Here is a 24,607-nt window from a genome sequence, read left to right as displayed (position 1 = left end):
GCAAAGCTTACGCGCCCCGATCCGAGGGCCCGGCCCCAGGGGCGCGGAGCCGCTGTGCGGCTCCGCGCCCCCGGGTGGTGCGACTACTTCCTGTCCAGCTACTTCTTGTCCACTACTTCTTGCCCAGCAGGATCCGCGCCTCACCGATGGTGATGATGGAGCCGGTGATCAGGACGCCCGCGCCGCCGAGGTCGCCCTCCTCCTCGGCGAGGGTGACCGCGGCCTCGATCGCGTCGTCGAGGCGGGGCTCGACGTGGACGCGGTCCGCGCCGAAGACCTCGACGGCGAGCTCGGCCAGGCGGTCCACGTCCAGCGCGCGCTGCGTGCTGTTCTGCGTGACCACGATCTCCGCGAGCACCGGCTCCAGGGCCTCCAGGACGCCCAGGACGTCCTTGTCGCCGCTCGGCGAGAAGACCCCGACGAGGCGGGTGAAGCCGAAGGACTCGCCGATCGCCTCCGCCGTCACCTGTGCGCCGCCCGGGTTGTGCGCGGCGTCCAGAACGATGGTCGGGCTGCGGCGGACCACCTCGAGGCGGCCCGGCGAGCTGACGCCCGCGAACGCCGCGCGCACCTTGTCGATGTCCAGCGGCTGCTGGTGCGCGGCCCCCACGCCGAAGAAGCCCTCGACCGCGGCCAGCGCGACCGCGGCGTTCTGCGCCTGGTGCGCACCGTGCAGCGGGATGAAGATGTCCTCGTACTCGTGGCCGCCGATCCCCCGCAGGGTGATCATCTGGCCGCCGACGGCGACGTCGCGCCGCAGCACGCCGAACTCCAGGCCCTCACGGGCGACCGTCGCGTCGATCTCTACCGCGCGGCGCAGGATCACCTCGGCGGCGTCCAGCGGCTGCTGCGAGACGACCGCGAGCCCGCCCTTCTTGATGATCCCGGACTTCTCCCCCGCGATCGCGGCGTGCGTGTCGCCGAGGCGGTCCATGTGGTCCAGCGAGATCGGCGTGATCACCGAGACCACCCCGTCGATGACGTTGGTCGCGTCCCAGGTGCCCCCTATCCCGACCTCCACGACCGCCACGTCGACCGGCGCGTCGGCGAAGCAGGCGTACGCCATCGAGGTGACCACCTCGAAGAAGGACATGGGCACCGGCTGCTGGGCGTCGACGATGGCGACGTACGGCTTGATGTCCTCGTACGTCTGCACGAACAGCTCGGGGCTGATCGGCTCCCCGTCGAGGCTGATGCGCTCGGTGATCGACTCGACGTGCGGGCTGGTGTAGCGGCCGGTGCGCAGCTCGAAGGTGCGCAGCAGCTGCTCGATCATGCGAGCCGTACTGGTCTTGCCGTTGGTGCCGGTGATGTGGATGGACGGATAGGACCGCTGGGGCTGGCCCAGGATGTCCATCAACGCCTGGATCCGCTCCAGAGAGGGATCGATCTTGGTCTCCGGCCACTTGGCGGCCAGTTCCGCGGCTACCGCGGTCAGCTCAGTGTCGCTCACGGCGCAAGTGTACGGACGCCGAGCGGCACTCATGCACCGTCGGAAGTGGGCAAACGCTGGGGGCGCGAGGAACCGCGCGACGAGCCACCGAAGTGGTGTGTCGCTGGACGAGCAGGGGCCATCCCGACGGGGTGGTTACTCGCGCAGTTCCTCGCGCCCCTGATGGCTATGCCTTCGGGAGAGCCTCGAGCTGGGCGGTGAGGCGCTCGATGTCCTCCGTGGCCTTGGCGAGGCGGCCGCGGATCTTGTCGACCGCGGCCGGGGCGGCCTTGGCCACGAATGCCTCGTTGCCGAGCTTGGCTTCGGCCTGCGCCAGCTCCTTCTCCGCTGCCGCGAGGTCCTTGCTCAGGCGCTTGCGCTCCGCCTCGACGTCGATCGCGCCGGAGAGGTCCAGGGCGACCGTCGCGCCCGCGATCGGGAGGGTGGCCGTCGCGTGGAAGCCCTCCTCCGCCGGGGTGAGGCGGGCGAGGGAACGCAGCGCGCCCTCGTGGGCGACCAGCGAGGTGCCCTCCAGCGTCAGCCGGGCGGCAACCTTCTGGCCGGGCTTGAGGCCCTGGTCGCTGCGGAAGCGGCGGACCTCCGTGATGACCTGCTGCAGCAGCTCGATCTCCCGCTCGGCCACCGCGTCACGGAAGCCGCTGTCGGCCGGCCACTCGGCGATGACGACCGACTCGCCGCCCGTCAGCGCGGTCCACAGGGTCTCCGTCACGAACGGCGTGATCGGGTGCAGCAGACGCAGTGTCACGTCGAGGACCTCGCCGAGGACCCGCCGGGTGACGTCCGCCGCCGGGCCGCCCTCGGCCAGCGTGGACTTGGTCAGCTCGACGTACCAGTCGAAGACCTCGTCCCAGGCGAAGTGGAACAGCGCGTCCGTCAGCTTGGCGAACTGGTAGTCGTCGTAGAGGGCGTCCACCTCCGCGACGGTGCTGTTCAGGCGGGACAGGATCCAGCGGTCCGCCGCGCTCAGCTGCTCGGCGGCGGGAAGCGGGCCCTCCACCGTCGCGCCGTTCATCAGCGCGAAGCGGGTGGCGTTCCAGACCTTGTTGCAGAAGTTGCGCGAGCCCTGGACCCAGTCCTCGCCGATCGGCACGTCCGTGCCGGGGTTCGCGCCGCGGGCGAGCGTGAAGCGGAGCGCGTCCGCGCCGTAGGCGTCCATCCAGTCCAGCGGGTTGACCGCGTTGCCGAAGGACTTCGACATCTTCTTGCCGAACTGGTCGCGGACCATGCCGTGCAGGGCGATGGTGTGGAACGGCGGGGTGCCGTCCATCGCGTACAGGCCGAACATCATCATCCGGGCGACCCAGAAGAAGAGGATGTCGTAGCCGGTGACCAGCACGGACGTTGGGAAGAACTTCTCCAGCGACGGCGTCTGCCCGGGCCAGCCCAGCGTCGAGAACGGCCACAGACCGGAGGAGAACCAGGTGTCGAGGACGTCGGTGTCCTGGTGCCAGCCCTCACCCGTGGGCGGCTCCTCGTCGGGGCCGACGCAGACGATCTCGCCGTTCGGGCCGTACCAGACCGGGATCCGGTGGCCCCACCACAGCTGGCGCGAGATGCACCAGTCGCGCAGGTTGTCGACCCACGCGAAGTAGCGGGGTTCCATCTCCTCGGGGTGGATCTTGACGCTGCCGTCACGCACCGCGTCACCGGCCGCCTTGGCCAGCGGGGCGACCTTGACCCACCACTGCATGGACAGCCGCGGCTCGATGGTCGTCTTGCAGCGCGAGCAGTGGCCGACGCTGTGGACGTACGGGCGCTTCTCGGCGACGATCCGGCCCTCGGCGCGCAGCGCGCCGACGATGGCCGAGCGGGCCTCGAAGCGGTCCAGGCCGAGGAACGGGCCGTGCGCGGTGATGACGCCGTGCTCGTCCAGGACGGTGATGGCCGGCAGGTCGTGCCGCTGGCCGATCTCGAAGTCGTTCGGGTCATGGGCGGGCGTCACCTTGACGGCGCCGGTGCCGAACTCCGGGTCGACGTGCGCGTCGGCGACGATCGGGATCCGACGGCCCGTCAGCGGCAGCTCGATCTCGGTGCCGACCATGTGCTTGTAGCGCTCGTCGTCCGGGTGGACGGCGACGGCGGTGTCACCGAGCATCGTCTCGGCACGCGTGGTCGCGACGACGATGGCGTTGTCGCCCTCGCCGTAGCGGATCGAGACGAGCTCGCCCTCGTCGTCCTGGTACTCCACCTCGATGTCGGAGATGGCGGTGAGGCAGCGCGGGCACCAGTTGATGATGCGCTCGGCGCGGTAGATCAGCCCGTCGTCGTAGAGGCGCTTGAAGATGGTCTGGACGGCCTGGGACAGGCCCTCGTCCATGGTGAAGCGCTCACGCGACCAGTCCACGCCGTCGCCGAGACGGCGCATCTGACCGCTGATCTGGCCGCCGGACTCGGCCTTCCACTGCCAGACGCGCTCGACGAAGGCCTCGCGGCCCAGGTCGTGACGGGACTTGCCCTCCTTGGCGAGCTCCCGCTCGACGACGTTCTGCGTCGCGATGCCGGCGTGGTCCATGCCGGGCTGCCACAGGACCTCGTAGCCCTGCATGCGCTTGCGGCGCGTCAGCGAGTCGATGATGGTGTGCTCGAAGGCGTGGCCCAGGTGCAGCGAGCCGGTGACGTTCGGCGGCGGGATGACGATGGTGTACGGCGGCTTCTCGCTCTTGTCGTCCGCCGCGAAGTAACCGCGCTCTACCCAGCGCTCGTACAGCGGCCCCTCTACGTCCGCCGGCGTGTACTGCGTCGGCAATGTCTCGAGGGCGCTGTCGACCCCGGCGTCGGCGGGGTGCTGGTTCATTTCGGTCACGACGGCAAGTTTAGAGGGCGGGTGTCCATGGTCACGAACGCTTTCGTTCCGCGAACGAGGGCTCAGCGCGGCTTGGTGCGGTAACGCGATGGACAGGGACCGGCCACGCTGGTCTGATAATCGACCATGTCGACCAATCCGCCTCCGGGTGGCTATCCCCAGCCCGAGTACCCGCAGGGCTACGCGGCGCCCGGCTCCCCGCCGCCGTACCAGCAGTCCCCCTACCAGCAGCCGGGTTACCAACAGCCGGGCTACGAGCAGCCCGGGTACCAGCAGCCGGGCTACGACCAGGGCGCCGCGGCCTGGGGCTACGCCCCCGTGCCGCCCAAGCAGTCGCACACGCTCCGCAACGTGCTGCTGATCCTCACCGCCGTGGTGCTGGTCGGCGGCGGCGTGGTCGCCTACCTGGGCATGAACGTGGCCAAGACGGTCGGGGCGAACAAGCTGGTCCCGCCGGTCTCGTTCCAGAGCTACGCGCGCCAGGACGCCAACCCCAACCTCGCCGCCGTGCAGAGCAGCGCGCAGACCCTGGCCACCACGGCGCACCTGACGCCCACGGTCGCGATCTACGGCAGCTCCGCCACCAGCACCAGCCCCTCCTTCCTCTTCATGGGCGGCTACGGCAGCACGCTCGGCGCCCAGTTCGGGATCGGCGACTTCTGGAAGGGCATGAGCGGCGACCAGGGCGTCTCGGTCAGCGACCAGACGGACGAGGCGGCCGGCTCCCAGGGCGGCAGCATGCAGTGCGCCCAGGTCCACCTGGCGTCGCTCGGCAAGAGCCTGCCCGTCTGCGTCTGGGCCGACAACAGCGGCTTCGGCTCGGTCATGGACTACTCCCGCGCGGGCTCCTCGGACCTGAGCGGCACGGCCGCGATGACGCTGGCCTTCCGGCATGCCGCCGAGGTCAAGAAGTAGCCACACCGACGTCGCCGCGCTCGCGCGCCCCGTTCGTGCCCCGTCGCCCGCACCGGTCACACTTGTGTACCGACAGGTAGGCAACGGGGCACGAGTGTCAGAAGGAGCGAAGGTGAGCGAGGACCCGGGCGCCATGCGGCGGGCGCGGATCGAGGCGTTGCGCGCCCAGGAGCAGGCCAAGGCGCGGAAGCGCAGGACGCTGGCCATCGGGGCGGCGGTGCTGGTGCTGCTGCTGGTCGTGGGCGGCGTCCTGTGGGCGACGTTGGGCTCGTCCAAGTCGTCGAGCACGGCGGGCTCCGGCACGGCGTTCTGCGGGAACGTCGCATCGGGCAGCCCGACCACCAAGCAGTGGTCGCAGCCGCCGGCCATGAGCATCGACACCAAGGCGACCTACACCGCGACGTTGAAGACCTCCTGCGGGGACGTCGGGCTGAAGCTCGACGCCCAGCACGCGCCGAAGACGGTCAACAGCTTCGTCTTCCTCGCCCAGCAGGGCTTCTTCGACCACACCCACTGCCACCGGCTCACCACGGCCGGCATCTACGTGCTGCAGTGCGGCGACCCGACGGCCACCGGCACCGGAGGTCCGGGCTACAAGTTCGACGACGAGTACCTGAACGCCCCGGCGATCCAGGGCGGCACCTACCCGGCCGGCACCCTGGCGATGGCCAACTCGGGCCCCAACACCAATGGTTCGCAGTTCTTCCTGGTCTACAAGGACAGCCAGCTGTCGCCGAACTACACGCCGTTCGGCACCATCACCTCGGGCCTGGACATCCTGAACCACATCGGCCAGGACGGGAGTGACAACTCCAACGGCCAGGGCGACGGCAAGCCGAACGACACCGTGGTGATCAACTCGGTGTCGGTCACCAAGAAGTAACGCACGCGGTAACGCGAAAGGGGTCCGGGGCTCGAAGCCCCGGACCCCTTTCGGTTCGATCCTTACGCGCTCTTCTCGCGGCGCTCGCGCTGGGCGCGCAGGTCGCGCGGGACCAGCGTCGGGTTCACGTGCTTGAGGACCACGTCCTCGTCGACGACCACGCGGGCGACGTCCTTGCGCGAGGGCACCTCGTACATCACGGACATCAGCACCTCCTCCATGATCGCGCGCAGACCGCGGGCGCCGGTGGAGCGCTTGATCGCCTGGTCGGCGATGGCCTCCAGCGCCTCGGTGGTGAACTCCAACTCGACGCCGTCCAGCTCGAAGAGGCGACGGTACTGCTTGACCAGCGCGTTCTTCGGCTCGGTGAGGATCTGCAGCAGCGCGTCCCGGTCCAGGTTGTGCACCGAGGTGATCACCGGCAGACGGCCGATGAACTCGGGGATCATGCCGAACTTGACCAGGTCCTCCGGCATGACCTCACGGAACAGGTCGCTGGAGTCGATCTCGTGCTTGGAGCGGATCGGGGCGCCGAAGCCGATGCCCTTCTTGCCCGCGCGGCCCTCGATGATGCGCTCCAGACCGGAGAAGGCGCCGCCCACGATGAACAGCACGTTCGTCGTGTCGATCTGGATGAACTCCTGGTGCGGGTGCTTGCGCCCGCCCTGCGGCGGCACCGAGGCCGTCGTCCCCTCGAGGATCTTCAGCAGCGCCTGCTGCACGCCCTCGCCCGAGACGTCGCGCGTGATCGACGGGTTCTCGCTCTTGCGGGCGACCTTGTCGATCTCGTCGATGTAGATGATCCCAGTCTCGGCCTTCTTGACGTCGTAGTCGGCCGCCTGGATCAGCTTCAGCAGGATGTTCTCGACGTCCTCACCGACGTAGCCGGCCTCCGTCAGCGCCGTGGCGTCCGCGATCGCGAACGGCACGTTCAGCATCCGGGCCAGGGTCTGCGCCAGCAGCGTCTTGCCGGAGCCGGTGGGGCCCAGCAGCAGGATGTTGGACTTGGCCAGCTCGATGCCGTCGTCGCGGCCGTGCTTGCCGTTCTCGCCCGCCTGCACACGCTTGTAGTGGTTGTAGACGGCGACGGAGAGGGCCTTCTTGGCGACCTCCTGGCCGACGACGTAACCGTCGAGGAACTCGTAGATCTCGCGGGGCTTCGGCAGCTCCTCGAAGCGGACCTCCGAGGTCTCCGCGAGCTCTTCCTCGATGATCTCGTTGCACAGGTCGATGCACTCGTCGCAGATGTACACGCCTGGCCCGGCAATGAGCTTCTTCACCTGCTTCTGGCTCTTGCCACAGAACGAGCACTTGAGCAGGTCGCCACCGTCACCGATGCGTGCCACGAGGTGCTTCCCCTTCGCCAAAGGCTCCCTGGGGGGCGGAGCCTGGTGCTTGGTATCCGACGGTACTCCGTCAGGAGCCGCGATTCGCCGTGTTCGACGGCTTCCCACTTCCGCCCTGGGCGAATAAACGAATCGGCCGGATCAGGATGTCGGTACTGACGATGGTGCCAGGCGTCGCCCCGGGCTCCAAGAGCGGGGGGCGGTCTGACTGCGTGGTGCTGGTCTCAGCCGGCACTCGGCTGCGCGGAACGGCTCCGGGCGCGGTCACGGACCGCGCCCGGAGCGTCACCCGAAGCGCAGGGGCGGTCGGAATCAGACCGCGGTGGTCTTGCGGGTGGAGATGATCTGGTCGATGAAACCGTACTGCAGCGACTCCTCGGCGGTGAGGATCTTGTCGCGCTCGATGTCGTCGGAGATCTCCTGCTGGCTCTTGTTCGAGTGCTTGGAGAGCAGCACCTCCAGCAGCTCACGCATGCGCTGGATCTCCGCGGCCTGGATCTCCAGGTCGGAGACCTGGCCGCGGCCGGTCTCGGTGTACGGCTGGTGGATCAGCACGCGGGCGTTGGGCAGCGCCATGCGCTTGCCCGGCGTGCCGGCCGCCAGCAGCACGGCCGCGGCGGAGGCCGCCTGGCCCATGCAGACCGTCTGGATGTCCGGCTTGACGTACTGCATGGTGTCGTAGATCGCCGTCAGCGCGGTGAAGGAGCCGCCGGGCGAGTTGATGTACATGGAGATGTCCCGGTCCGGGTCCATCGACTCCAGGCACAGCAGCTGGGCCATGATGTCGTTCGCCGAGGCGTCGTCGACCTGGGTTCCCAGGAAGATGACGCGCTCCTCGAAGAGCTTGGCGTAGGGGTTGTACTCGCGGTAACCCTGCGAGGTGCGCTCGACGAAGCTGGGCAGGATGTACCGGCCCTCGGCGATCATGTTGTCGACGCGCGACTGCGCGGCGGACAGGCTGGGGATGTTCATCGGGTTCTTCCGTCCTCCGGGACGATGGTCGACTGGGTGGCGACTGGTGGTGGTGCCTGCCGAGGGCTCAGGCGCCCGTGCCGCCGCCACCGGGGACGTCCGAGGCACTGTGCATGATCTGGTCGATCAGGCCGTACTCCTTGGCCTCGACCGGGGTGAACCAGCGGTCGCGGTCGGAGTCCTTGGTGATCTGGTCCACCGTCTGACCACTGTGCTCGGCGATGAGTTCGGCCATCCGGTGCTTCATCCGGACCAGCTGCTGAGCCTGGATGCGGATGTCCGTGGCCGAGCCGCCCAGACCTGCCGAGGGCTGGTGCATCAGGATCTCGGCGTTCGGGAGCGCGAAGCGCTTGCCCTTGGCGCCGGCCGTCAGGAGGAACTGGCCCATCGAGGCGGCCATGCCCATCGCGATGGTGACCACGTCGTTCTTGATGTACTGCATGGTGTCGTAGATCGCCATGCCGGCCGTCACCGAGCCGCCCGGGGAGTTGATGTAAAGGAAGATGTCCTTTTCCGGGTCCGCGGCCAGCAGCAGCAGCTGCGCGGTGATCTTGTTGGCGATGTCGTCGTCGACCTGCTGGCCGAGGAAGATGATGCGCTCGTTGAGCAGACGGTTGTAGACCTGGTCTCCCAGACCGCCACCGCCGATGTCGCCGGCGGCACGCGGGGTCACAAGCCCGGGCATCGAGATCTGCGGAATCGTCACGTATCCACCTGCTCGTTGTTGACACGACGGCTGGTCGTCGAGGGCCGCCGTCACAGCGTTTCCACCGACCCTAACGCGCAGTGCTGGTCCGGCCATCCCTCAAAACCGACCTGTTCGCTTTGAGCGTCACGTGTCGTGCTCTGCGCGAACGCGGAAACCCCCGAACGCGGCAGGGCCCGGACCGCGTGACGCGGTCCGGGCCCTGCCGTTTCAGGCTGGGGAGGCTCAGGCCTCCTCGGTCTCCTCGACCTCGGCCGCGGCCTCGACCTCGACGGTCTCGACGGCCTCGGAGGTCTCTGCGTCCTCGTCCTCGTCGTCCGCGAAGTCGACCGGGTTGCCCTCGGTGTCCACGACCTTGGCGGCCTCGACGACGGACGCCAGGGCCTTTCCGCGGACGACCTCACCGACGAGCAGCGGCACCTGGCCACCCTGGACGACCTGCTGGGCGAACTGGTCCGGCGTCATGCCGGAGCCGGCCGCGCGGCGCAGCAGGTGCTCGGTGAGCTCCTCCTGGGAGACGCCCAGCTCCTCCTTGGCCGCGATGGCGTCCAGCACGAACTGGGTCTTGATGCCCTTCTTCGCCTGGTCCTCGAGCTCGGCCTGGAAGTCCTCGGCGGACTTCTCCTGCAGCTTCAGCCAGGCGTCCATGTCGATGCCCATCTGGGGCAGCTGGTGGTGCTCCAGGTTGTGCTTGCGGGTCTCGATCTCGTCCGCGAGGAGCTTCTCCGGGTACGGCATCTCGACGAGCTCGAGCAGCTTGTCGAGGACGCGCTCCTGGGCCTGGGTGGCCTGGTCGAACTCCTTCATGCGGGCGAGCCGCTTGCGGGAGTCGTCCTTCAGCTCGTCCAGGGTGTCGAACTCGCTGGCCATCTGGGCGAACTCGTCGTCCAGGGCCGGGAGCTCCTTCTCCTGCACGGCGGTGACGGTGACGGTGACCTCGGAGTCCTTGCCCGCGGCGGAGCCGCCCTTGAGCTCGGTGGTGAAGGTCGCGGAGCCGCCGGCCTCCAGACCGATGACCGCGTCGTCGATGCCGTCCAGCAGGCGGCCGGAGCCGATCTCGTAGGTCACGCCGGTGGCGGTGCCGTCCTCGGGGACCTCACCGTCGACCTTGGCCTCGAGGTCGACGACCACGACGTCGCCCTCGGCGGCGGCGCGCTCGACGGCCTTGACCGAGGAGAAGCGCTCACGCAGCTGCTCCAGGCTCTTGTCGACGTCCTCGTCGGTGACCTCGATCGGGTCGACCTCGACCTCGATGGTCTCGAAGTCGGGCAGGGTGATCTCGGGACGGATGTCCACCTCGGCGGTGAACTTCAGGTCGCCGCCGTCGGCGAGCTTCTCGACACCCTCGATCTCGGTGATCTCCGGCTGGCCGAGGACGTCGATCTTGCCCTCCTCGACCGCCTGGCCGTAGAACTTCGGCAGCGCGTCGTTGACGGCCTCCTCCAGCACGGCACCGCGGCCGAAACGCTGGTCGATGACGCGAGCCGGGATCTTGCCCTTACGGAAACCCGGAACCGTGACCTGCTGGTTGATCTTCTTGTACGCCGCGTCGAGGCTGGGCTTGAGCTCCTCGAAGGGCACCTCGACGGTGAGTCGAACCCTGGTCGGGTTCAGAGTCTCCACGGCGCTCTTCACGGTTGGGTCTCCTTGGGGGCTTTACGGTCGGTGTGTCCGCCACGGCCCGGTCTTCGGGCACGCGGCGAGACGGGTGATGCGTCCTGTTGACTAATCGCCCGCCGGGCTGCGTCGGTGGACCCCGCACACCCGCGACCATCGCCGCGGTGCGCAGACGCCACCAGCGACCCATCCTACCGGTACCACAATCAGCCTTCGCCCCCACGGCCCGGGCGGCTGTCTTCGCAGCTCAGCAGGGGCGCTCCCGCACCTTCACCTGCCCTGCGCAGTCGGGGTGACCGGATTCGAACCGACGACCTTCCGCTCCCAAAGCGGACGCGCTACCAAACTGCGCCACACCCCGTTCGTCTCGCGAGACGTAGCGTACATGCTGCGGGGTCGCCACCCGAGCGAATTCGGCTTCGACGCCGCGCAGGTCAAGTGGTGTGCATCCGCCCGCCCGCGTCCGCTACCCTGATCCACGGCGCAAGCCCCGCGGGCGTAGCTCAATGGTAGAGCCCTAGTCTTCCAAACTAGCTACGCGGGTTCGATTCCCGTCGCCCGCTCCAACGGTTCGGCCCCAGCTCAGCGACATGATCGCCGGGCTGGGGCCGTTCGTCGTCCCGGCCCCGTGGTGCGGCGGCCCGGGTGCGCTCCTAGCGTGGAGGGGCAGGCATCCCCTCGTCCCTCGTTCGAGGGAGGCATCGTGCTCTACGTCATGACCTTCGAGTGGCAGCCCGGACTCACCCGGGAGCAGCGGGACGGCGCCCTGGCGCGGCGGGCCCAGTGGCAGTACCCCGCGGGGTTCTCCGCGGAGGGCGAGTACTGGCTGGGCAGCGAGGACACGGCCGTCGTGGTCGTGTTCCAGGCCGACAGCTTCGCGCCGATCATGGAGGTCGCCCTGGCCTGGGGCGACGTGTTCCGGATCAACACCTTCCCGGCCGTGACGGCGGCCGACGGCCTGGCGATGGGCGCCGAGGCCCTGGGACGGCGCGGCGCCTGAGCCCCGCCCGGACCGCGGCCGGAAGAACCCCGCGTCCTGCAGGAGTCGTGAACACCTGCGCGCGGTACGCTCGGCGCGGCTTCACACGGGCTTCACGAGGGGCGGCAGGTTGCGAGCCGAGCAGCGGCTGGACGTGATACGGCGCAGTGTGGTGCGGGAGATGGCCGCGCTCGGGCGTCGCTTCCACGTCGACGAGCAGGTCGTGCGCGGCCCGGGGACCACGGCCGTGGCCGTGCGCGAGCACCGCGACCCCCGTGCGGACGCCGGGGCCCCGCCGCATCTCGATCTCGGCTACGCGCTGCGGCTGGGCGACGGAGAGGGGCCGGTCGTCTGGGACTGCGTGAGCGGACTGGGGCGCACCGAGGAGCAGCGGCTCGAGAACGGGGTGCGGATGTGGCGCACCACGACGGCCGGTGCGGTCGTGGAGCTGCTGGAACGCCGCGGCGTGCACGGGGACGTCTTCGCGCCCGGCGCGCCCACGGGGGTGCCCGGCTGGTACTCGGTGCAGGGGCCGGCGGCCGTCTTCGGGTTCCGCAGCGAGCCGCTCACCGCCTGGGTCGAGGGCCATCACCTGCTGCCCGCCCTGGCCGCGGAGGTGCTGCCGCACCTGGACGGCCGCGCCCTGCACGGGGTGCGCGTCTTCTTCGGCGGGCGCGCCGACGACGAGATCGCCGAGGTGCGGGTCGACGGCGAGCCGGTGCCCACGGCGTCCGCAGCGCTGCGAGCGCTCGGCTGGCCGCGCGGGGAGCACCTCGCCTGGGCTCGGTGCTTCCTGCTGCTCACCCGTGACCCGGACGCCCTGCGGGATGCGGAGACCGCGTCCACGACACCCCCGCCCAGCCCGGCGCCGCTGACCGACGGGCCGACGCGCAGTCAGCCGCCGGAGCCCATGGCCCTGTTGCGCCGGCTGCTCTGAGTCACTTCGTGATCTGGTTGATCGTGTCGGCGATCTGGGTGAGGAAGGTCTGGATCGGGGCCGCCGCCGACGTCTTGGCCAGGAAGAATCCGAACAGGACGGCCAACGCGGTGTAGCTCATCTTGATGCTCTTGTTCCTGAGGAACACAACGAGCAGGATCCCCAACAGGACCACCGCGGAGATGGAGAAGGTTGTCACGGGCCCCACTTCCTCGCTTCGAGCGTGACGACGGCTACGTCAACAGCTGAGGGACGCCCGGCGCCGAGGCCACACCGCGTCACCACGGCACCACCCCCAGCTCACGCTCGCCCGCTTAGTCAGTCTCTCCGGATCAACGGGCTCCGTAAAGCGGTTCTGGCTCACACTGCACTGCCGGAGTGCACTATCAGCCGAGATTGTCCGAAGATCGTGTGACGGATGGTACAAGTGCGGCCAGCGATACGCCTATTCGCGCCAGAGGAGCAGGAGGGCCCGGTCGTCGCTGCGGTCCTCGGCGACCCGCTCGATCAGCCGCCAGGCGGAGCCGGCGAAGGTGCTGCCGACCAACCGGTCGGCCTCGCCCATGAGTCGGTCCATGCCCTCGGACAGGTCCCGGCCAGGGGCCTCGACCATGCCGTCCGTGCAGAGCATCAGCACGTCGCCGTGGGCCAGCACCCCGCGCACGCCCTCGAACTTGGCGCCGTCGTAGATGCCGAGCAACGGCCCCTCGGCTTCCTTCGTCTGCCAACGGCCGGTTCCGTTCGCCCGCTGCATGCCGGGAAGATGACCGGCCGACAGCAGTTCGTACTCGCCGGTGTCCAGATCCAGCACCAGGTGCACGGCGCTGGCGAAGCCCTCCTCCCAACCCTGGCGCAGCAGGTAGCCGTTGGCGGCCGGAAGGAAGTCGTGCGGGGGCAGTGAGCCCAACAGGCCGCCGAACGCGCCGGAGAGGAGCAGGGCGCGCGAACCGGCGTCCATGCCCTTGCCGGAGACGTCCGCGAGCACCGCCTCCAGTACCCGCTTGCCCGTTCCGGTCCGTGCGGCGACGACGAAGTCGCCGGAGAAGGACTGCCCGCCCGCCGGACGCAGCGCCATCTCGGCGTGCCAGCCCGCGGGGAGGGACGGGATCCGGCTCTGCACCTTGAGCCGCTCGCGCAGGTCGAACAACATCGACCCGCCCCGTCGCCACGGCACGCCGACGCGGCTGCGGAACTGCGCCAGCACCAGCCCGACGGCGCCGACCGCGCCGACGGTCAGCACGCTGCCCGGCGTCACCCGGGTCAGATCGCTGCCGTCGTACGGCCCGAGCAGCACCGACTCCGCGGCGAGGGCCGCGGCCGCGGCGGCGTACAGAAGCACGAGACTGCTGGGCCGCAGCAACAACGCGCCGGAGATCACCGGCATGACGAGCACGGTCGGCGGGAACCAGACCGGCAACGAGACAGTGGCGAACGTGAGCAACGGCACGAGGAGCAGCAGCGAGACGAAGGCGATCCAGTCCGCGCCGTCCCCGCGGAAGTAGTCCACGGCGGCCCTGCGCACCCGTCGCCAGGCCCGTCGCTGCGCCCTGCGCAGGCGGACCGTACGGGTGTCGCCCGGGTGTCCCCCGGCGTCGCGGCGTGCCATGTTCCGCAGACCCTATCGAGCGCCGCCGCCGCGCGTCGACGTATCGCGGTCGCGGGCTGCCGCGATCGCGCCATTCTGTGCGTCCGCAGAGCCCGGCGCGTGCGGCGGCCCCGGGCGCAACGGCGCGCTCGGCTCGGGATAGCGTCGGCGTATGTCTACCGCGACCGACCGCAGGACCCGCCCCACGCAGGTGCGGGCCAGCCTGCCGCTGCTTCTCGTGATCTCCGTCATCGGGTTGGGGCTGGTCCTGCTCGGCGGCTACCGGGCCGGGTACGCCGCGGGGCTCGCGGGGACGCCGGGCACCCTGACGGTGGCTTCGTGCGGGCAGCCCGGCGAACCCGGGGTCTGCACAGGTGTGTTCAAGGCCACGGACGGGTCGGTGACGGACCCGGCGGCGACGGTCCCGGCGTCAGGGCATCCGGCCCGGGGCCGCACCCTGGACGTCGACCGCCTCGGCGCGGGCGACTACGGCCCGATCAGCCTGGCCCACTCGGTGGGCTGGCTGGCGCTCATCCTGTTCGGCCTGATGCTGGCGGGCTCCCTGCCCTCGGCCCTGCTCGGCCGCCGCGCCGAGCACAGCCCCCACGCCGCCCGCGCGGCAGGACGGCTGGGCTTCGCGGTGCTGGCCCTGTGCGTGGGCGCGGGCGTGTTCGGCGTGATGGCCTTGGTGCTCTCCCTCACCACCGGCTGAGGACCGGCGCGAACGGCGCGCTGGGAGCGCGGACTTCGTCCGCGGTGAGCCCGTGCGCCGCGTGGAGCGTCAGGCCTGGCAGCGGGGGCACCAGAAGAGGTTGCGGGCCGCGTGCTCCTCGGTGCGGACCTCGGTGCCGCAGACGAGGCAGGGCTGGCCGGCGCGACGGTAGACGTAGACCTCACCGCCGTGGTCGTCGACGCGGGGCGGGCGGCCCATCGCCTCGGGGGTGTGCTCGGGGCGGACGGTGTCGATGCGGTTCAGCCGGACGCCGTCCCGCATCAGCGGGCGCAGGTCGTTCCAGATCGCGTCCCACTCGGCGCGGTCGAGGCTGCGCCCCTGGCGGTGCGGGTCGACGCCTTGACGGAAGAGCACCTCGGCGCGGTAGACGTTGCCGACGCCGCACAGGACCTTCTGGTCCATCAGCAGCGCGGCGATGGTGGTGCGGCTGCCGCTGATCCGCTTCCAGGCGGCGTCGCCCGTCTCCTCCGGGCGCAGCGGGTCCGGGCCGAGGCGGGCTTCGGCCTCCAGCTTCTCGCCCGGGGTGACCAGCGCGCATCGGCTCGGGCCGCGCAGGTCCGCGTAGGCGTCGTCGGAGGCGATCCGCAGCCGGACCTGGCCCACGGGGTCGGGAGCGGCCCCGTGGCCCCAGAAGACCTTCCCGTACAGGCCGAGGTGGATGTGCACCCAGCCCGCCGCGCCGAAGCCGAGGAAGAGGTGCTTGCCCTTGGCGTCGGTCGCGGTCAGCCCGTGGCCGTCCAACTGCCGTGCGGCCTCGGCGAAGGGGCCCTGCGGACTGGAGACGGCAACGGCCTGGCCGCCGAAGACCCGGTGGTATTCGGCGGCCAGTCGGTGGATGGTGTGGCCCTCGGGCACGGCGGCGTCGGAGCCCTGCTCAGCCCTGCGGGTGGTGGGCCGGGATGGGCGGCAGCTCGCCGGTGGTCTCGTACTCCGTCAGCATGTCGATGCGGCGGATGTGACGCTCCTCGGCGGAGAACGGCGTGTCGAGGAAGACCTCCAGGAAGGAGGTGGCGTCCTCGACGCTGTGCATCCGGCCGCCGATGGAGAGGACGTTGGCGTTGTTGTGCTCGCGGCCCAGCTTGGCGGTCTCCAGGCTCCAGGCCAGCGCGGCGCGAACGCCCTTCACCTTGTTGGCGGCGATCGCCTCGCCGTTGCCGCTGCCCCCGATGACGACGCCGAGGGCCTCCGGGTCCGCCGCGGTGCGCTCGGCGGCGCGCAGGCAGAACGGCGGGTAGTCGTCGACCGCGTCGTAGATGTGCGGACCGCAGTCGATCGGCTCGTGCCCGGCCTCGGTCAGCCACTTCACGAAGTGCTGCTTGAGCTCGAAACCGGCGTGGTCGGATCCCAGGTAGACGCGCATGGCGCGATTATGTCAGCCCTGCTCCGCGGAGGCGCGGCGGCCCACTGGGGGTTCGCCGTTGAGCTGCCGTGAGGGTCGGCGCTGGGGGTACCCCCGGCCGAAGGCTGGGGGAGGCCGTGCCAGGCGTCGCGCCGTCGCAGGATCTCAGCGGCGAAGCCCCAGCTTCCAGGCGGCCGGGAGCAGGCCGGTGGCGATGGCGATCTTGAGGGCGTCGCCGAGCAGGAACGGGTACAGGCCGAGCGAGGCGGCCTGGGCGAGGGAGACGTGGGCGGCGACGGCCAGCCACGGCACGCCGACGGCGTAGATCGCGAGGTTGCCGAGCGCCATCGCACCGGCCGTGCGCAGCGGCGAGCGGTCGGCGCCGCGCCGGGCCAGCGCGCCGACGAGCGCGCCCGCGACGACGAAGCCGACGACGTAGCCGAGGGTGTACAGCACCGCGCCCGTCGCGCCGGAGCTGCCGCCCTGGAACCACGGCACGCCGGCGATGCCGGCCAGCAGGTAGAGGGCCATCGAGGCCGCGCCGCGGCTGGTGCCGAGGGCGGTGCCGACGAGCAGCGCGGCCAGCGTCTGCCCGGTCACCGGCACCGGCGAACCCGGCACCGGCACGGACAACTGCGCGGCCAGACCGGTGAACGCGGCGCCGCCGAGGACGAGCGCGGCGTCGCGGACCAGCGCGCGGCCACGGGTGGCCCCGGCGGCGGGCAACAGGTCGGCGAGGACGGCGCCGGGACGGACGATCGGTGCGGCGAGACTCACGGCTGGGCTCCTGTGGTCCGGTGGGTGAGGGGCAAGGTGTGAACGTTCGTGAACCTATCCCCACCGGAGGGCGGGGCGCTTAGGGCGCTTCCCACAAAACCGCAGGTCAAGGCTTAGGCAGGCTCGACGTGCCGACGACGGAGCGCGGCCATCGCGTCACCTTGGGTGATTTCGGCGTTCGCATGCTGGCCGCTCCGTCCGGTTTCCCTGCCGAGGCGGGCAGCATTGCCCGAATACTGAGCACGCCGGTTCAGTATGCGAACACCACCCGCCACCTACGCGCAGGACAGATGAGCACCACGACCGCACCTCAGCCCACGCAGCAGACCGGGCGGCAGGCCGAGCAGGCCGCGACTCCCGGCCTGTCCCACAGCCTCCGTCCGCGTCACCTCTCGATGATCGCCCTCGGCGGCGTCATCGGCGCCGGCCTCTTCGTCGGCTCCGGCGCCGGCATCGCCGCGGCGGGCCCCTCCATCGTGCTGGCCTTCGCGGCCTCCGGCGTGCTGGTCATGCTCATCATGCGGATGCTCGGTGAGATGTCCGCCGCGCGCCCCGCCTCCGGCTCCTTCTCCGTGCACGCGGAGAAGGAGATCGGCGCCTGGGCCGGGTTCGCCTCCGGCTGGCTGTTCTGGCTGCTGCTCTGCGTCGGCGTCTCCGCGGAGGCGACCGGCGCCGCCGGCATCATGACCAGCTGGCTGCCCGGCACGCCCACCTGGATGTGGGTCGCGCTGTTCATGTCCTTCTTCTGCGCGAGCAACCTCACGGCGGTGAAGAACTTCGGCGAGTTCGAGTTCTGGTTCGCGGCGATCAAGGTCGCGGCGATCGTGGGCTTCCTGGTGCTCGGCGTACTGGCCGTCCTCGGCGTCGTCGGCAACGGCGCGCCCGGCCTGACCAACCTCACCGGCCACGGCGGGTTCCTCCCCCACGGCGTCAACGGCCTGGTCACCGGCCTGCTCGCGTCCGTCTTCGCATACGGCGGCCTGGAGACGGTCACCATCGCGGCGGCCGAGTCCAAGGACCCCGTGCGCAGCGTCGGCAACGCGGTGCGGACCGCGATGTGGCGCATCGCGATCTTCTACGTCGGCTCGATGGCGGTCATCGTCACCCTGCTGCCGTGGAACAACCCGAACGTGGTCAAGAACGGCCCGTATGTCGCAACCCTGAACCTCATCGGCGTCCCGGCGGCGGCGCAGATCATGAACGTGGTCGTCCTGATCGCCCTGCTCAGCGCGATGAACGCGAACATCTACGGCTCGTCCCGGATGGCGTACTCGCTGGTCCAGCGCGGCCTCGGCCCCAAGGCGCTGGCCCGCGTGCGCGGGGGCGTGCCGCGGCTCGCCGTGCTGGCGTCTTCCGCCTTCGGCTTCTTCGCGGTGCTGCTGAACTTCTGGTGGCCGACGACGGTCTTCGCCTGGCTGCTGAACGCCGTCGGGGCGGCGGTCCTCGTGGTGTGGGCGTTCGTCTGCGTCGCCCAGCTGCGGATGCGCAGGCGGCTGGAGCGCGAGGCGCCGGAGCGGCTGACCGTGAGGATGTGGGCCTTCCCGTACCTGACCTGGGTGGCCCTGGCCGGCGTCGTGGCCGTCCTCACGCTGATGCTGCTGAGCCAGGGCAACCGCGTCCAGCTCGCGACGACGCTCGGCGCGACGGGCGTGCTGTCCCTGCTGGGGCTGGTCTGGCAGCGGAAGACGGTTCGCTCCCGCAGCTAGGTGCAGCACACTGGGGGCGCGAGGAAGTGCGCGACAAGCCACCGTGGTGGTGTGGCACCAACGGAGCAGAGCCATCCCCGCAGGGTGGTTGCTCGCGCCCACGCGGCGGAGCCGCAAATCGGCAGAGCCTCGCGCCCCTCAAGCAGAGCCCTCGCGAAGCAGAGCCCTCGCGCCCCTCAAGGTGACGCTCAGTCGAAGATCGGGCCCTGGGTCCGCGTGCGCTTGATCTCGTAGAAGCCCGGGGTCGAGGCGACCAGGATCGTGCCGTCCCAGAGGCGGCCCGCCGCCTCGCCCTTCGGGGCCGGGGTGACGACGGGGCCGAAGAAGGCGATGCGCTCGCCCGCCGGGCCGGGGACGGAGATGACCGGGGTGCCCACGTCCTCGCCGACCAGGCTGATGCCCTCCTTGTGGGAGACCCGCAGCGCGTCGTCGTAGTCCGTGGAGTCCATCGCGTCCGCGAGCGACGTCGGCAGGCCCGCGTCAGTGAGCGCGGCCTCGATCGTGGCGCGGTCGCGCTGCTCGCCGCCGTTGTGGAAGCGGGTGCCCAGCGCCGTGTAGAGCGGGGCGAGCACGCCCTCACCGTGCTTCTGCGCGGCGGCGATGCAGACCCGGACCGGGCCCCAGGCCTCGTCCATCAGCTTCGCGTACTTCTCCGGCAGGTCGCGGCCCTCGTTCAGGACGGCCAGACTCATCACGTGCCATCTGACCTTGATCGGGCGCTGCTTCTCGACCTCGAGCATCCATCGCGAGGTCATCCACGCCCACGGGCACAGGGGGTCGAACCAGAAGTCTGCGGTAACGGGCGCTGCTGCGGCGTCCACGGACATGTACGTGCTCCCTTGTCCTACTTGTCTGTCCTGCTTGTCCGAGTCGTTCCCGGTCGTCACGATGCGTCGCCACAACCGGCCCCCACTCGGTGGAACGCTCATCCACACGTCGCCATTCCCGGCACCACCCGGCGTGACAAGATGCCAGAACAAGAGATCCACGGCTAAGCCGCGCTACCACCCCAGCGCGCCCCATCAGCACGAGGAGTAACCGACGTGCCCGGCACCAATCTCACCCGTGACGAGGCCCGCGAGCGGGCGCGGATCCTCGAGGTCGACGCGTACACCGTCGAGCTCGACGTCCGCAGCGCCCTCGGCGACAGCGGCGTCTTCCGCTCGCGGACGACCCTGCGGTTCCGTTGCTCCGAGCCGGGCGCGGACACCTTCGCGGACCTGCTCGCGCCGCACGTGCGCACCGTGACGCTGAACGGGCGCGAGCTGGACCCGGCCGAGGTCTTCGACGGGTCGCGGATCGCGCTGCCGGGGCTGGCCGCCGAGAACGAGCTGGTCGTCGACGCCGACTGCGCCTACAGCCACACCGGCGAGGGTCTGCACCGGTTCGTCGACCCGGTCGACGGAGAGGTGTACCTCTACACCCAGTACGAGCCGGCCGACGCGCGCCGCGTCTTCGCCAACTTCGAGCAGCCGGACCTGAAGGCGCCGTTCACCTTCTCGGTGACCGCGCCCGCGCACTGGGAGGCGTTCTCCAACTGCGCCGCCACGGGCGAGCCGAAGCGCAACGAGGACCGGTCGCGCACCTGGAGCTTCGCGCCGACGCAGCGCATCTCCACGTACATCACCGCGATCGTCGCCGGCCCGTACCACGTGGACCGCGATCACTACACCCGCGAGCTCTCGGACGGCACCACGCTGGAGATCCCGCTGGGCGCCCTGTGCCGCAAGTCGCTGGCGCAGTACTTCGACTCGGACGAGATCTTCACCGTCACCAAGCAGGGCCTGGACTTCTTCCACGAGGAGTTCGACTACCCGTACCCGTTCGGCAAGTACGACCAGGCCTTCGTGCCCGAGTACAACATCGGAGCGATGGAGAACCCGGGCTGCGTCACCTTCCGCGAGGAGTTCATCTACCGCTCCAAGGTGACCGAGGCGGCCTACGAGGGCCGGGCCAACGTCATCCTGCACGAGATGGCCCACATGTGGTTCGGCGACCTGGTCACCATGCAGTGGTGGGACGACCTGTGGCTCAAGGAGTCCTTCGCGGACTTCATGGGCGCGTTCTCGCAGGTGGCGGCGACCAAGTACCAGTCCGGCTGGATCACCTTCGCCAACCGGCGCAAGGCGTGGGCCTACCGCCAGGACCAGCTGCCCACCACGCACCCGATCACCGCGGACATCCGCGACCTCGAGGACGCCAAGCTCAACTTCGACGGCATCACGTACGCCAAGGGCGCGTCGGTGCTGAAGCAGTTGGTCGCCTACGTGGGCCGGGACGCGTTCTTCGAGGGCGCGCGCCGCTACTTCAAGCGCCACGCCTTCGGCAACACCACGCTGAACGACCTGCTGGACGTCCTCGCCGAGACCAGCGGTCGCGGCGAGGAGGCGATGGCGCAGTGGTCGCGCGCCTGGCTGCAGACGGCGGGCGTCAACGCGCTCACCCCCGAGCTGACCGTCGACGCCGAGGGCCGGATCACCGACTTCGCCGTACTGCAGGACGCCGCCGAGGACTACCCCACGCTGCGACCGCACCGCGTGGCCATCGGCCTCTACGACCTGACGGAGGACGGCCGCCTGGTGCGCAGCCGGCGCGTCGAGCTGGACGTGCGGGCCGAGGCGCGCACGGCCGTCGCCGAGCTGGTCGGCGCGCCGCGTCCGGCCCTGGTGCTGGTCAACGACGACGACCTGACGTACTGCAAGATGCGCTTCGACGCGGAGTCGCTGGACACCCTGCGGGCCTCCCTCGGCGACATCCAGGATCCGCTGGCGCGCGCCCTGTGCTGGTCGGCGGTGTGGAACATGACGCGTGACGGCCTGATGCCGGCCCGTGACTACCTCGACCTGGTGCTGCGCTTCGCCGGCCGCGAGAGCGACACCGGCGTGCTCCAGCAGACGCACACCCAGTCCAAGCTGGCGCTGGAGCAGTACGTCGCGCCGGAGGGTCGCGAGGACGCCGCGCAGGCGCTGGCCGCGGGCGCGCTCACGGAGCTGCGGGCGGCGGAGCCGGGCAGCGACCACCAGCTGGCGTGGGCGCGGCACTTCGCACAGTCGGCGCACGTCGAGTCCGAACTGCGCCTGGCGGAGGGGCTGCTGGCCGGCACCGCCCGGATCGACGGTCTCGACATCGACCAGGAGCTGCGCTGGGCGCTGCTCCAGACGCTGGTCGCCACCGGCCGCGCGGGCGACGCCGAGCTGAGCGCCGAACTGCAGCGCGACAACACCGCCAGTGGCAAGCGGCTGGAGACCGCGGCCCGGGCCGCGGCCCCGAACGCCGAGACCAAGGCCCGCACCTGGCACGCGGTGGTGGAGACGGACGAGCTGCCGAACGCCCTGCTGGAGGCGGAGATCGCCGGCTTCCAGCAGGCCTCGCAGCGCGAGCTCGTCGCGCCGTACGCGGAGCCGTACTTCGAGGTGCTGGAGAAGGTCTGGGCGGAGCGGTCCATCGAGATCGCGCTGCGCATCGTCAACGGCCTCTTCCCGCGCCTGATCAGCACGGACGCGACGCTGGCCCGCACGGACCAGTGGCTCGCCGAGCACGAGGACGCGGCCCCCGCGCTGCGCCGTCTCGTGCGCGAGTGCCGCGACGACCTCGCCCGCGCCCTGCGCGCGCAGGCCTGCGACGCGCGCTGAGTCCATCTCCTGAAGTGTTTCGCCCCCGTCTGTCCGGTCCCGCTAGGCTGGCTTGACGGGGGCGTGGCGCTGCATGCCCTCGCGTTGGCTGATCGTCAGTCGACGGTTTTGGAGAGGCGCACGGGATGACAGACCACAGTTCGGGCTCGGCCGAGAGAGACGACGACTACCGCCTGGCGGCGGGCACGCCACAGGACGCGGTGCCGAAGGCCGCCGCGGACGCGGCGGGCGCGGACGCGGCGGGCGCGGACGCGGCGGGCGGTGCGACGGCGGGCGGGGCCGGAACGGACGGACCTCCGCCGCAGCTCTCCGGGCAGCCCGGCTGGGCCTACACCCCGACGGAGATGGCCACACCGCAGGTTCCGCACCAGGCCCAGGGCGGCGCTCACGCGGGCGGCGGCGGCCAGATGCCACCGGGCGGCGGGTACGGCTTCCCGCATCAGCAGCAGCCGCAGGCGTACTCGCCCGGGCAGGGGCAAGGGCAGGGGCAGGGACAGCAGCCGTTCGCGGCCGGGCCGACGCAGGGCTACGGCTATCCGGGCCCCGGCGCTCCGATGCAGGCCGACGGCGCCGCCCCCGCGCAGCCCTACCCCCTGCCGCCGATGGGCGAGCCGGTGCCCAATCCGATGGCGCAGCCGATGGGCCAACCGATGGCGCAGCCTCCGTACGGACAGTCTCCCTACGGCGCGCAGCCGGGGTACGAGCAAGCCCCTTACGGCCAGCCGCCGTTCGAGCAGCAGCAGCCCTACCAGCAAGGCCCCACGGGGCAGGCCCCGTACGGCCAGCCCGGGGTGGGACCGAACGGCCAGGGGCAGTGGCCGCAGATGCCGCCGCTCCCGATGGAGGGTCAGCCCCAGCCGGGATATCCGTATCCCGGCTATCCGCAGCCCGCCGCCGCCCCGCGCAGCGGCCTGAGCCGCAACGCGATCACCGGCATCATCGCGGGCGGCGTCGCCTTGGTGGTCGTCGCGGTGGCGGCCATCGCGCTCACCTCCGGCGGTGGAGGCGGCGGAGGCGGGACCGGCGGCGGTGGCTCGGCGCGCACGCTGGCGGCGGGCTGGACGGTCAAAGGCAGCCTCTCCGACCAGCAGGTCGGCACCTGGGTCACCAACCAGTACCTGGTCCGGGCAAGTTCGGCCGGCGTCAAGGCGTACAACCTCAGCAACGGCGCTCCGGCGTGGACCGCCCAGCCGCTCTCCGGCTCCGCCGTCCCGTGCGCCATGTCGCCGACGGTCTCGGCCTCCGGCATCGGCACGATCGGGTTCGGCCCCAACGTCGACAGCTGCACGACGCTGGTCGGCATCGACACCAGCACCGGCAAGACGCTGTGGTCCAGCTCGCTCACCTCGTCGGACCACACCGACGCCACCCCGACCGCCACCTTCATCGACGGCCAGGTCGGCGTCATCGTCAACAGCAACGTGCTGGGCGGCGTCAACCTGACCAACGGCCAGGTGGTCTGGGGCTACAAGGCCCGCGGCCAGTACTGCAACGCCTACCCGTACGGCGGCGCGGGCACGGTCATCGTCGACGACTACTGCGCCGACGTCACCCCGACGTACACGCTGAGCGCGCTGGACGCGGCGACGGGCAAGCAGATCTGGCAGAAGCAGGAGTCCGACCACATCCAGATCAGCACCGTCCTGGACGGATCGCCGATCGTCGCCACGACGGAGAGCGGCGGCTCCGAGGCCGCGTACCGCTACGACAGCAGCGGCAACTCGACGCCCCTCTCCCTGCCGGACCCGGTCCAGGCCCCGATGCGCCTGAACAGCGCCGACTCCGGCGCGGTGGCCGTCGGCCCGTCGACGCTGCTCGTCCCGACCAACAGCAGCTCGTCGAAGCAGGCCATCACCGCAGTCAACCCGAGCACGGGCGCCGTCCTCTGGACCTACGACGGCGAGTCGCACGGCGGCGCGGACGTCATCAGCACCCCGCAGAGCGCCTCGGGATCCGGCTCGGGCGCCGGCAAGGTCTACGCGATCTCCTTCACCCCCGGCTACAGCTCGAACGCCGCCCCCGAGATCGTGTCCCTCGACCCCACGTCGGGCAAGTCCACCGTGATCGCCAAACTCCCGTCGAACCTCGTCCCGGTGAACTACAGCCCTGGCTCGGTCTACATGCTGCCCAACGGCCAGATCCTGCTCGCCGCCCCCGACCTCGGCGGCACCGCCGCCCAACTCTTCAAGTAACCCCAGGCACCCCATGCGAAGGGGCTTCAGCC

General features: G+C 70.6%; 20 protein-coding genes and 2 tRNA genes. 9 read left to right on the top strand and 13 right to left on the bottom strand.

Annotated elements, in window-relative coordinates; translation table 11 throughout:
- Positions 1–112: 112 nt before the first annotated feature.
- Both folC and TR48_RS23170 read right to left on the bottom strand, forming a co-directional pair.
- Complete coding sequence (gene folC, locus TR48_RS23175) at positions 113–1,453, bottom strand: bifunctional tetrahydrofolate synthase/dihydrofolate synthase (RefSeq protein WP_236652285.1); 1,341 nt, start codon at positions 1,451–1,453, stop codon at positions 113–115.
- Positions 1,454–1,619: 166 nt separating this feature from the next.
- Complete coding sequence (locus TR48_RS23170) at positions 1,620–4,247, bottom strand: valine--tRNA ligase (RefSeq protein WP_042370447.1); 2,628 nt, start codon at positions 4,245–4,247, stop codon at positions 1,620–1,622.
- Positions 4,248–4,382: 135 nt separating this feature from the next.
- Here TR48_RS23170 and TR48_RS44475 point away from each other — a divergent pair, with 135 nt between their 5' ends.
- Entirely contained in the window at positions 4,383–5,171 is a 789-nt protein-coding gene (locus tag TR48_RS44475; protein WP_042370445.1) for a hypothetical protein, read from the top strand.
- 112 nt (positions 5,172–5,283) lie between these two features.
- Entirely contained in the window at positions 5,284–6,054 is a 771-nt protein-coding gene (locus tag TR48_RS23160; RefSeq protein ID WP_236652284.1) for a peptidylprolyl isomerase, read from the top strand.
- 62 nt (positions 6,055–6,116) lie between these two features.
- Here TR48_RS23160 and clpX read toward each other — a convergent pair whose 3' ends face one another.
- The 5 genes from clpX to TR48_RS23135 form a co-directional block, all read right to left on the bottom strand.
- Positions 6,117–7,400, bottom strand: coding sequence for an ATP-dependent Clp protease ATP-binding subunit ClpX (gene clpX / locus TR48_RS23155; protein ID WP_042370499.1), 1,284 nt, complete (start codon positions 7,398–7,400; stop codon positions 6,117–6,119).
- A 312-nt stretch (positions 7,401–7,712) separates the two neighbouring features.
- A complete protein-coding gene (locus TR48_RS23150; RefSeq protein ID WP_042370443.1) occupies positions 7,713–8,372 on the bottom strand; it encodes an ATP-dependent Clp protease proteolytic subunit in 660 nt (219 codons plus the stop codon).
- A 67-nt stretch (positions 8,373–8,439) separates the two neighbouring features.
- The gene (locus TR48_RS23145) at positions 8,440–9,057 is read right to left on the bottom strand and encodes an ATP-dependent Clp protease proteolytic subunit (protein WP_042370496.1); all 618 of its coding nucleotides are present in this window, start codon (positions 9,055–9,057) and stop codon (positions 8,440–8,442) included.
- Positions 9,058–9,303: 246 nt separating this feature from the next.
- Entirely contained in the window at positions 9,304–10,713 is a 1,410-nt protein-coding gene (tig, locus tag TR48_RS23140) for a trigger factor (protein WP_042370441.1), read from the bottom strand.
- 269 nt (positions 10,714–10,982) lie between these two features.
- A tRNA-Pro gene (locus tag TR48_RS23135) sits at positions 10,983–11,056 on the bottom strand.
- A gap of 131 nt (positions 11,057–11,187) precedes the next feature.
- Between TR48_RS23135 and TR48_RS23130 the strand changes: the two genes are divergently transcribed.
- The 3 genes from TR48_RS23130 (at position 11,188) to TR48_RS23120 (ending at position 12,611) form a co-directional block, all read left to right on the top strand.
- A tRNA-Gly gene (locus TR48_RS23130) sits at positions 11,188–11,261 on the top strand.
- Positions 11,262–11,398: 137 nt separating this feature from the next.
- Positions 11,399–11,695: a DUF3303 domain-containing protein gene (locus TR48_RS23125; RefSeq protein WP_042370439.1), complete on the top strand. Its 297-nt coding sequence runs from the start codon at positions 11,399–11,401 to the stop codon at positions 11,693–11,695.
- Between the two features lie 109 nt (positions 11,696–11,804).
- Positions 11,805–12,611, top strand: a complete 807-nt coding sequence (locus TR48_RS23120) for a DUF6348 family protein (protein WP_152628126.1) — start codon at positions 11,805–11,807, stop codon at positions 12,609–12,611.
- A gap of 1 nt (position 12,612) precedes the next feature.
- Here TR48_RS23120 and TR48_RS23115 read toward each other — a convergent pair whose 3' ends face one another.
- Both TR48_RS23115 and TR48_RS23110 read right to left on the bottom strand, forming a co-directional pair.
- Positions 12,613–12,810 (bottom strand): hypothetical protein, encoded by a 198-nt coding sequence (locus TR48_RS23115; protein WP_042370433.1) that lies wholly within the window; start codon positions 12,808–12,810, stop codon positions 12,613–12,615.
- Positions 12,811–13,056: 246 nt separating this feature from the next.
- A complete protein-coding gene (locus tag TR48_RS23110) occupies positions 13,057–14,217 on the bottom strand; it encodes a PP2C family protein-serine/threonine phosphatase (protein ID WP_042370431.1) in 1,161 nt (386 codons plus the stop codon).
- A 151-nt stretch (positions 14,218–14,368) separates the two neighbouring features.
- Between TR48_RS23110 and TR48_RS23105 the strand changes: the two genes are divergently transcribed.
- The gene (locus tag TR48_RS23105) at positions 14,369–14,908 is read left to right on the top strand and encodes a hypothetical protein (RefSeq protein ID WP_152628125.1); all 540 of its coding nucleotides are present in this window, start codon (positions 14,369–14,371) and stop codon (positions 14,906–14,908) included.
- A gap of 69 nt (positions 14,909–14,977) precedes the next feature.
- On the opposite strand, the gene TR48_RS23100 is transcribed toward TR48_RS23105, so the two are convergent.
- The 3 genes from TR48_RS23100 to TR48_RS23090 form a co-directional block, all read right to left on the bottom strand.
- Positions 14,978–15,784, bottom strand: a complete 807-nt coding sequence (locus TR48_RS23100; protein ID WP_042370427.1) for an Fpg/Nei family DNA glycosylase — start codon at positions 15,782–15,784, stop codon at positions 14,978–14,980.
- A gap of 19 nt (positions 15,785–15,803) precedes the next feature.
- Positions 15,804–16,289 (bottom strand): ribose-5-phosphate isomerase, encoded by a 486-nt coding sequence (locus TR48_RS23095; RefSeq protein WP_042370425.1) that lies wholly within the window; start codon positions 16,287–16,289, stop codon positions 15,804–15,806.
- A gap of 144 nt (positions 16,290–16,433) precedes the next feature.
- On the bottom strand, positions 16,434–17,045 hold the full coding sequence (locus TR48_RS23090) for a biotin transporter BioY (protein ID WP_042370417.1): 612 nt from the start codon (positions 17,043–17,045) through the stop codon (positions 16,434–16,436).
- A gap of 290 nt (positions 17,046–17,335) precedes the next feature.
- On the opposite strand from TR48_RS23090, the gene TR48_RS23085 reads away from it, so the two are divergent.
- On the top strand, positions 17,336–18,751 hold the full coding sequence (locus TR48_RS23085) for an amino acid permease (protein ID WP_042370416.1): 1,416 nt from the start codon (positions 17,336–17,338) through the stop codon (positions 18,749–18,751).
- Between the two features lie 188 nt (positions 18,752–18,939).
- On the opposite strand, the gene TR48_RS23080 is transcribed toward TR48_RS23085, so the two are convergent.
- The gene (locus tag TR48_RS23080; protein WP_042370414.1) at positions 18,940–19,578 is read right to left on the bottom strand and encodes a mycothiol-dependent nitroreductase Rv2466c family protein; all 639 of its coding nucleotides are present in this window, start codon (positions 19,576–19,578) and stop codon (positions 18,940–18,942) included.
- Positions 19,579–19,794: 216 nt separating this feature from the next.
- Between TR48_RS23080 and pepN the strand changes: the two genes are divergently transcribed.
- Together pepN and TR48_RS23070 are read left to right on the top strand one after the other, a co-directional pair.
- Positions 19,795–22,383, top strand: coding sequence for an aminopeptidase N (pepN, locus tag TR48_RS23075; RefSeq protein WP_042370412.1), 2,589 nt, complete (start codon positions 19,795–19,797; stop codon positions 22,381–22,383).
- 125 nt (positions 22,384–22,508) lie between these two features.
- Positions 22,509–24,575: an outer membrane protein assembly factor BamB family protein gene (locus TR48_RS23070; protein ID WP_042370410.1), complete on the top strand. Its 2,067-nt coding sequence runs from the start codon at positions 22,509–22,511 to the stop codon at positions 24,573–24,575.
- Positions 24,576–24,607 lie beyond the last annotated feature (32 nt).

This window comes from Streptacidiphilus neutrinimicus (genome assembly GCF_000787815.1).
Lineage (GTDB): Bacteria > Actinomycetota > Actinomycetes > Streptomycetales > Streptomycetaceae > Streptacidiphilus > Streptacidiphilus neutrinimicus.
This window is presented reverse-complemented; position numbering and strand designations above follow the sequence as displayed.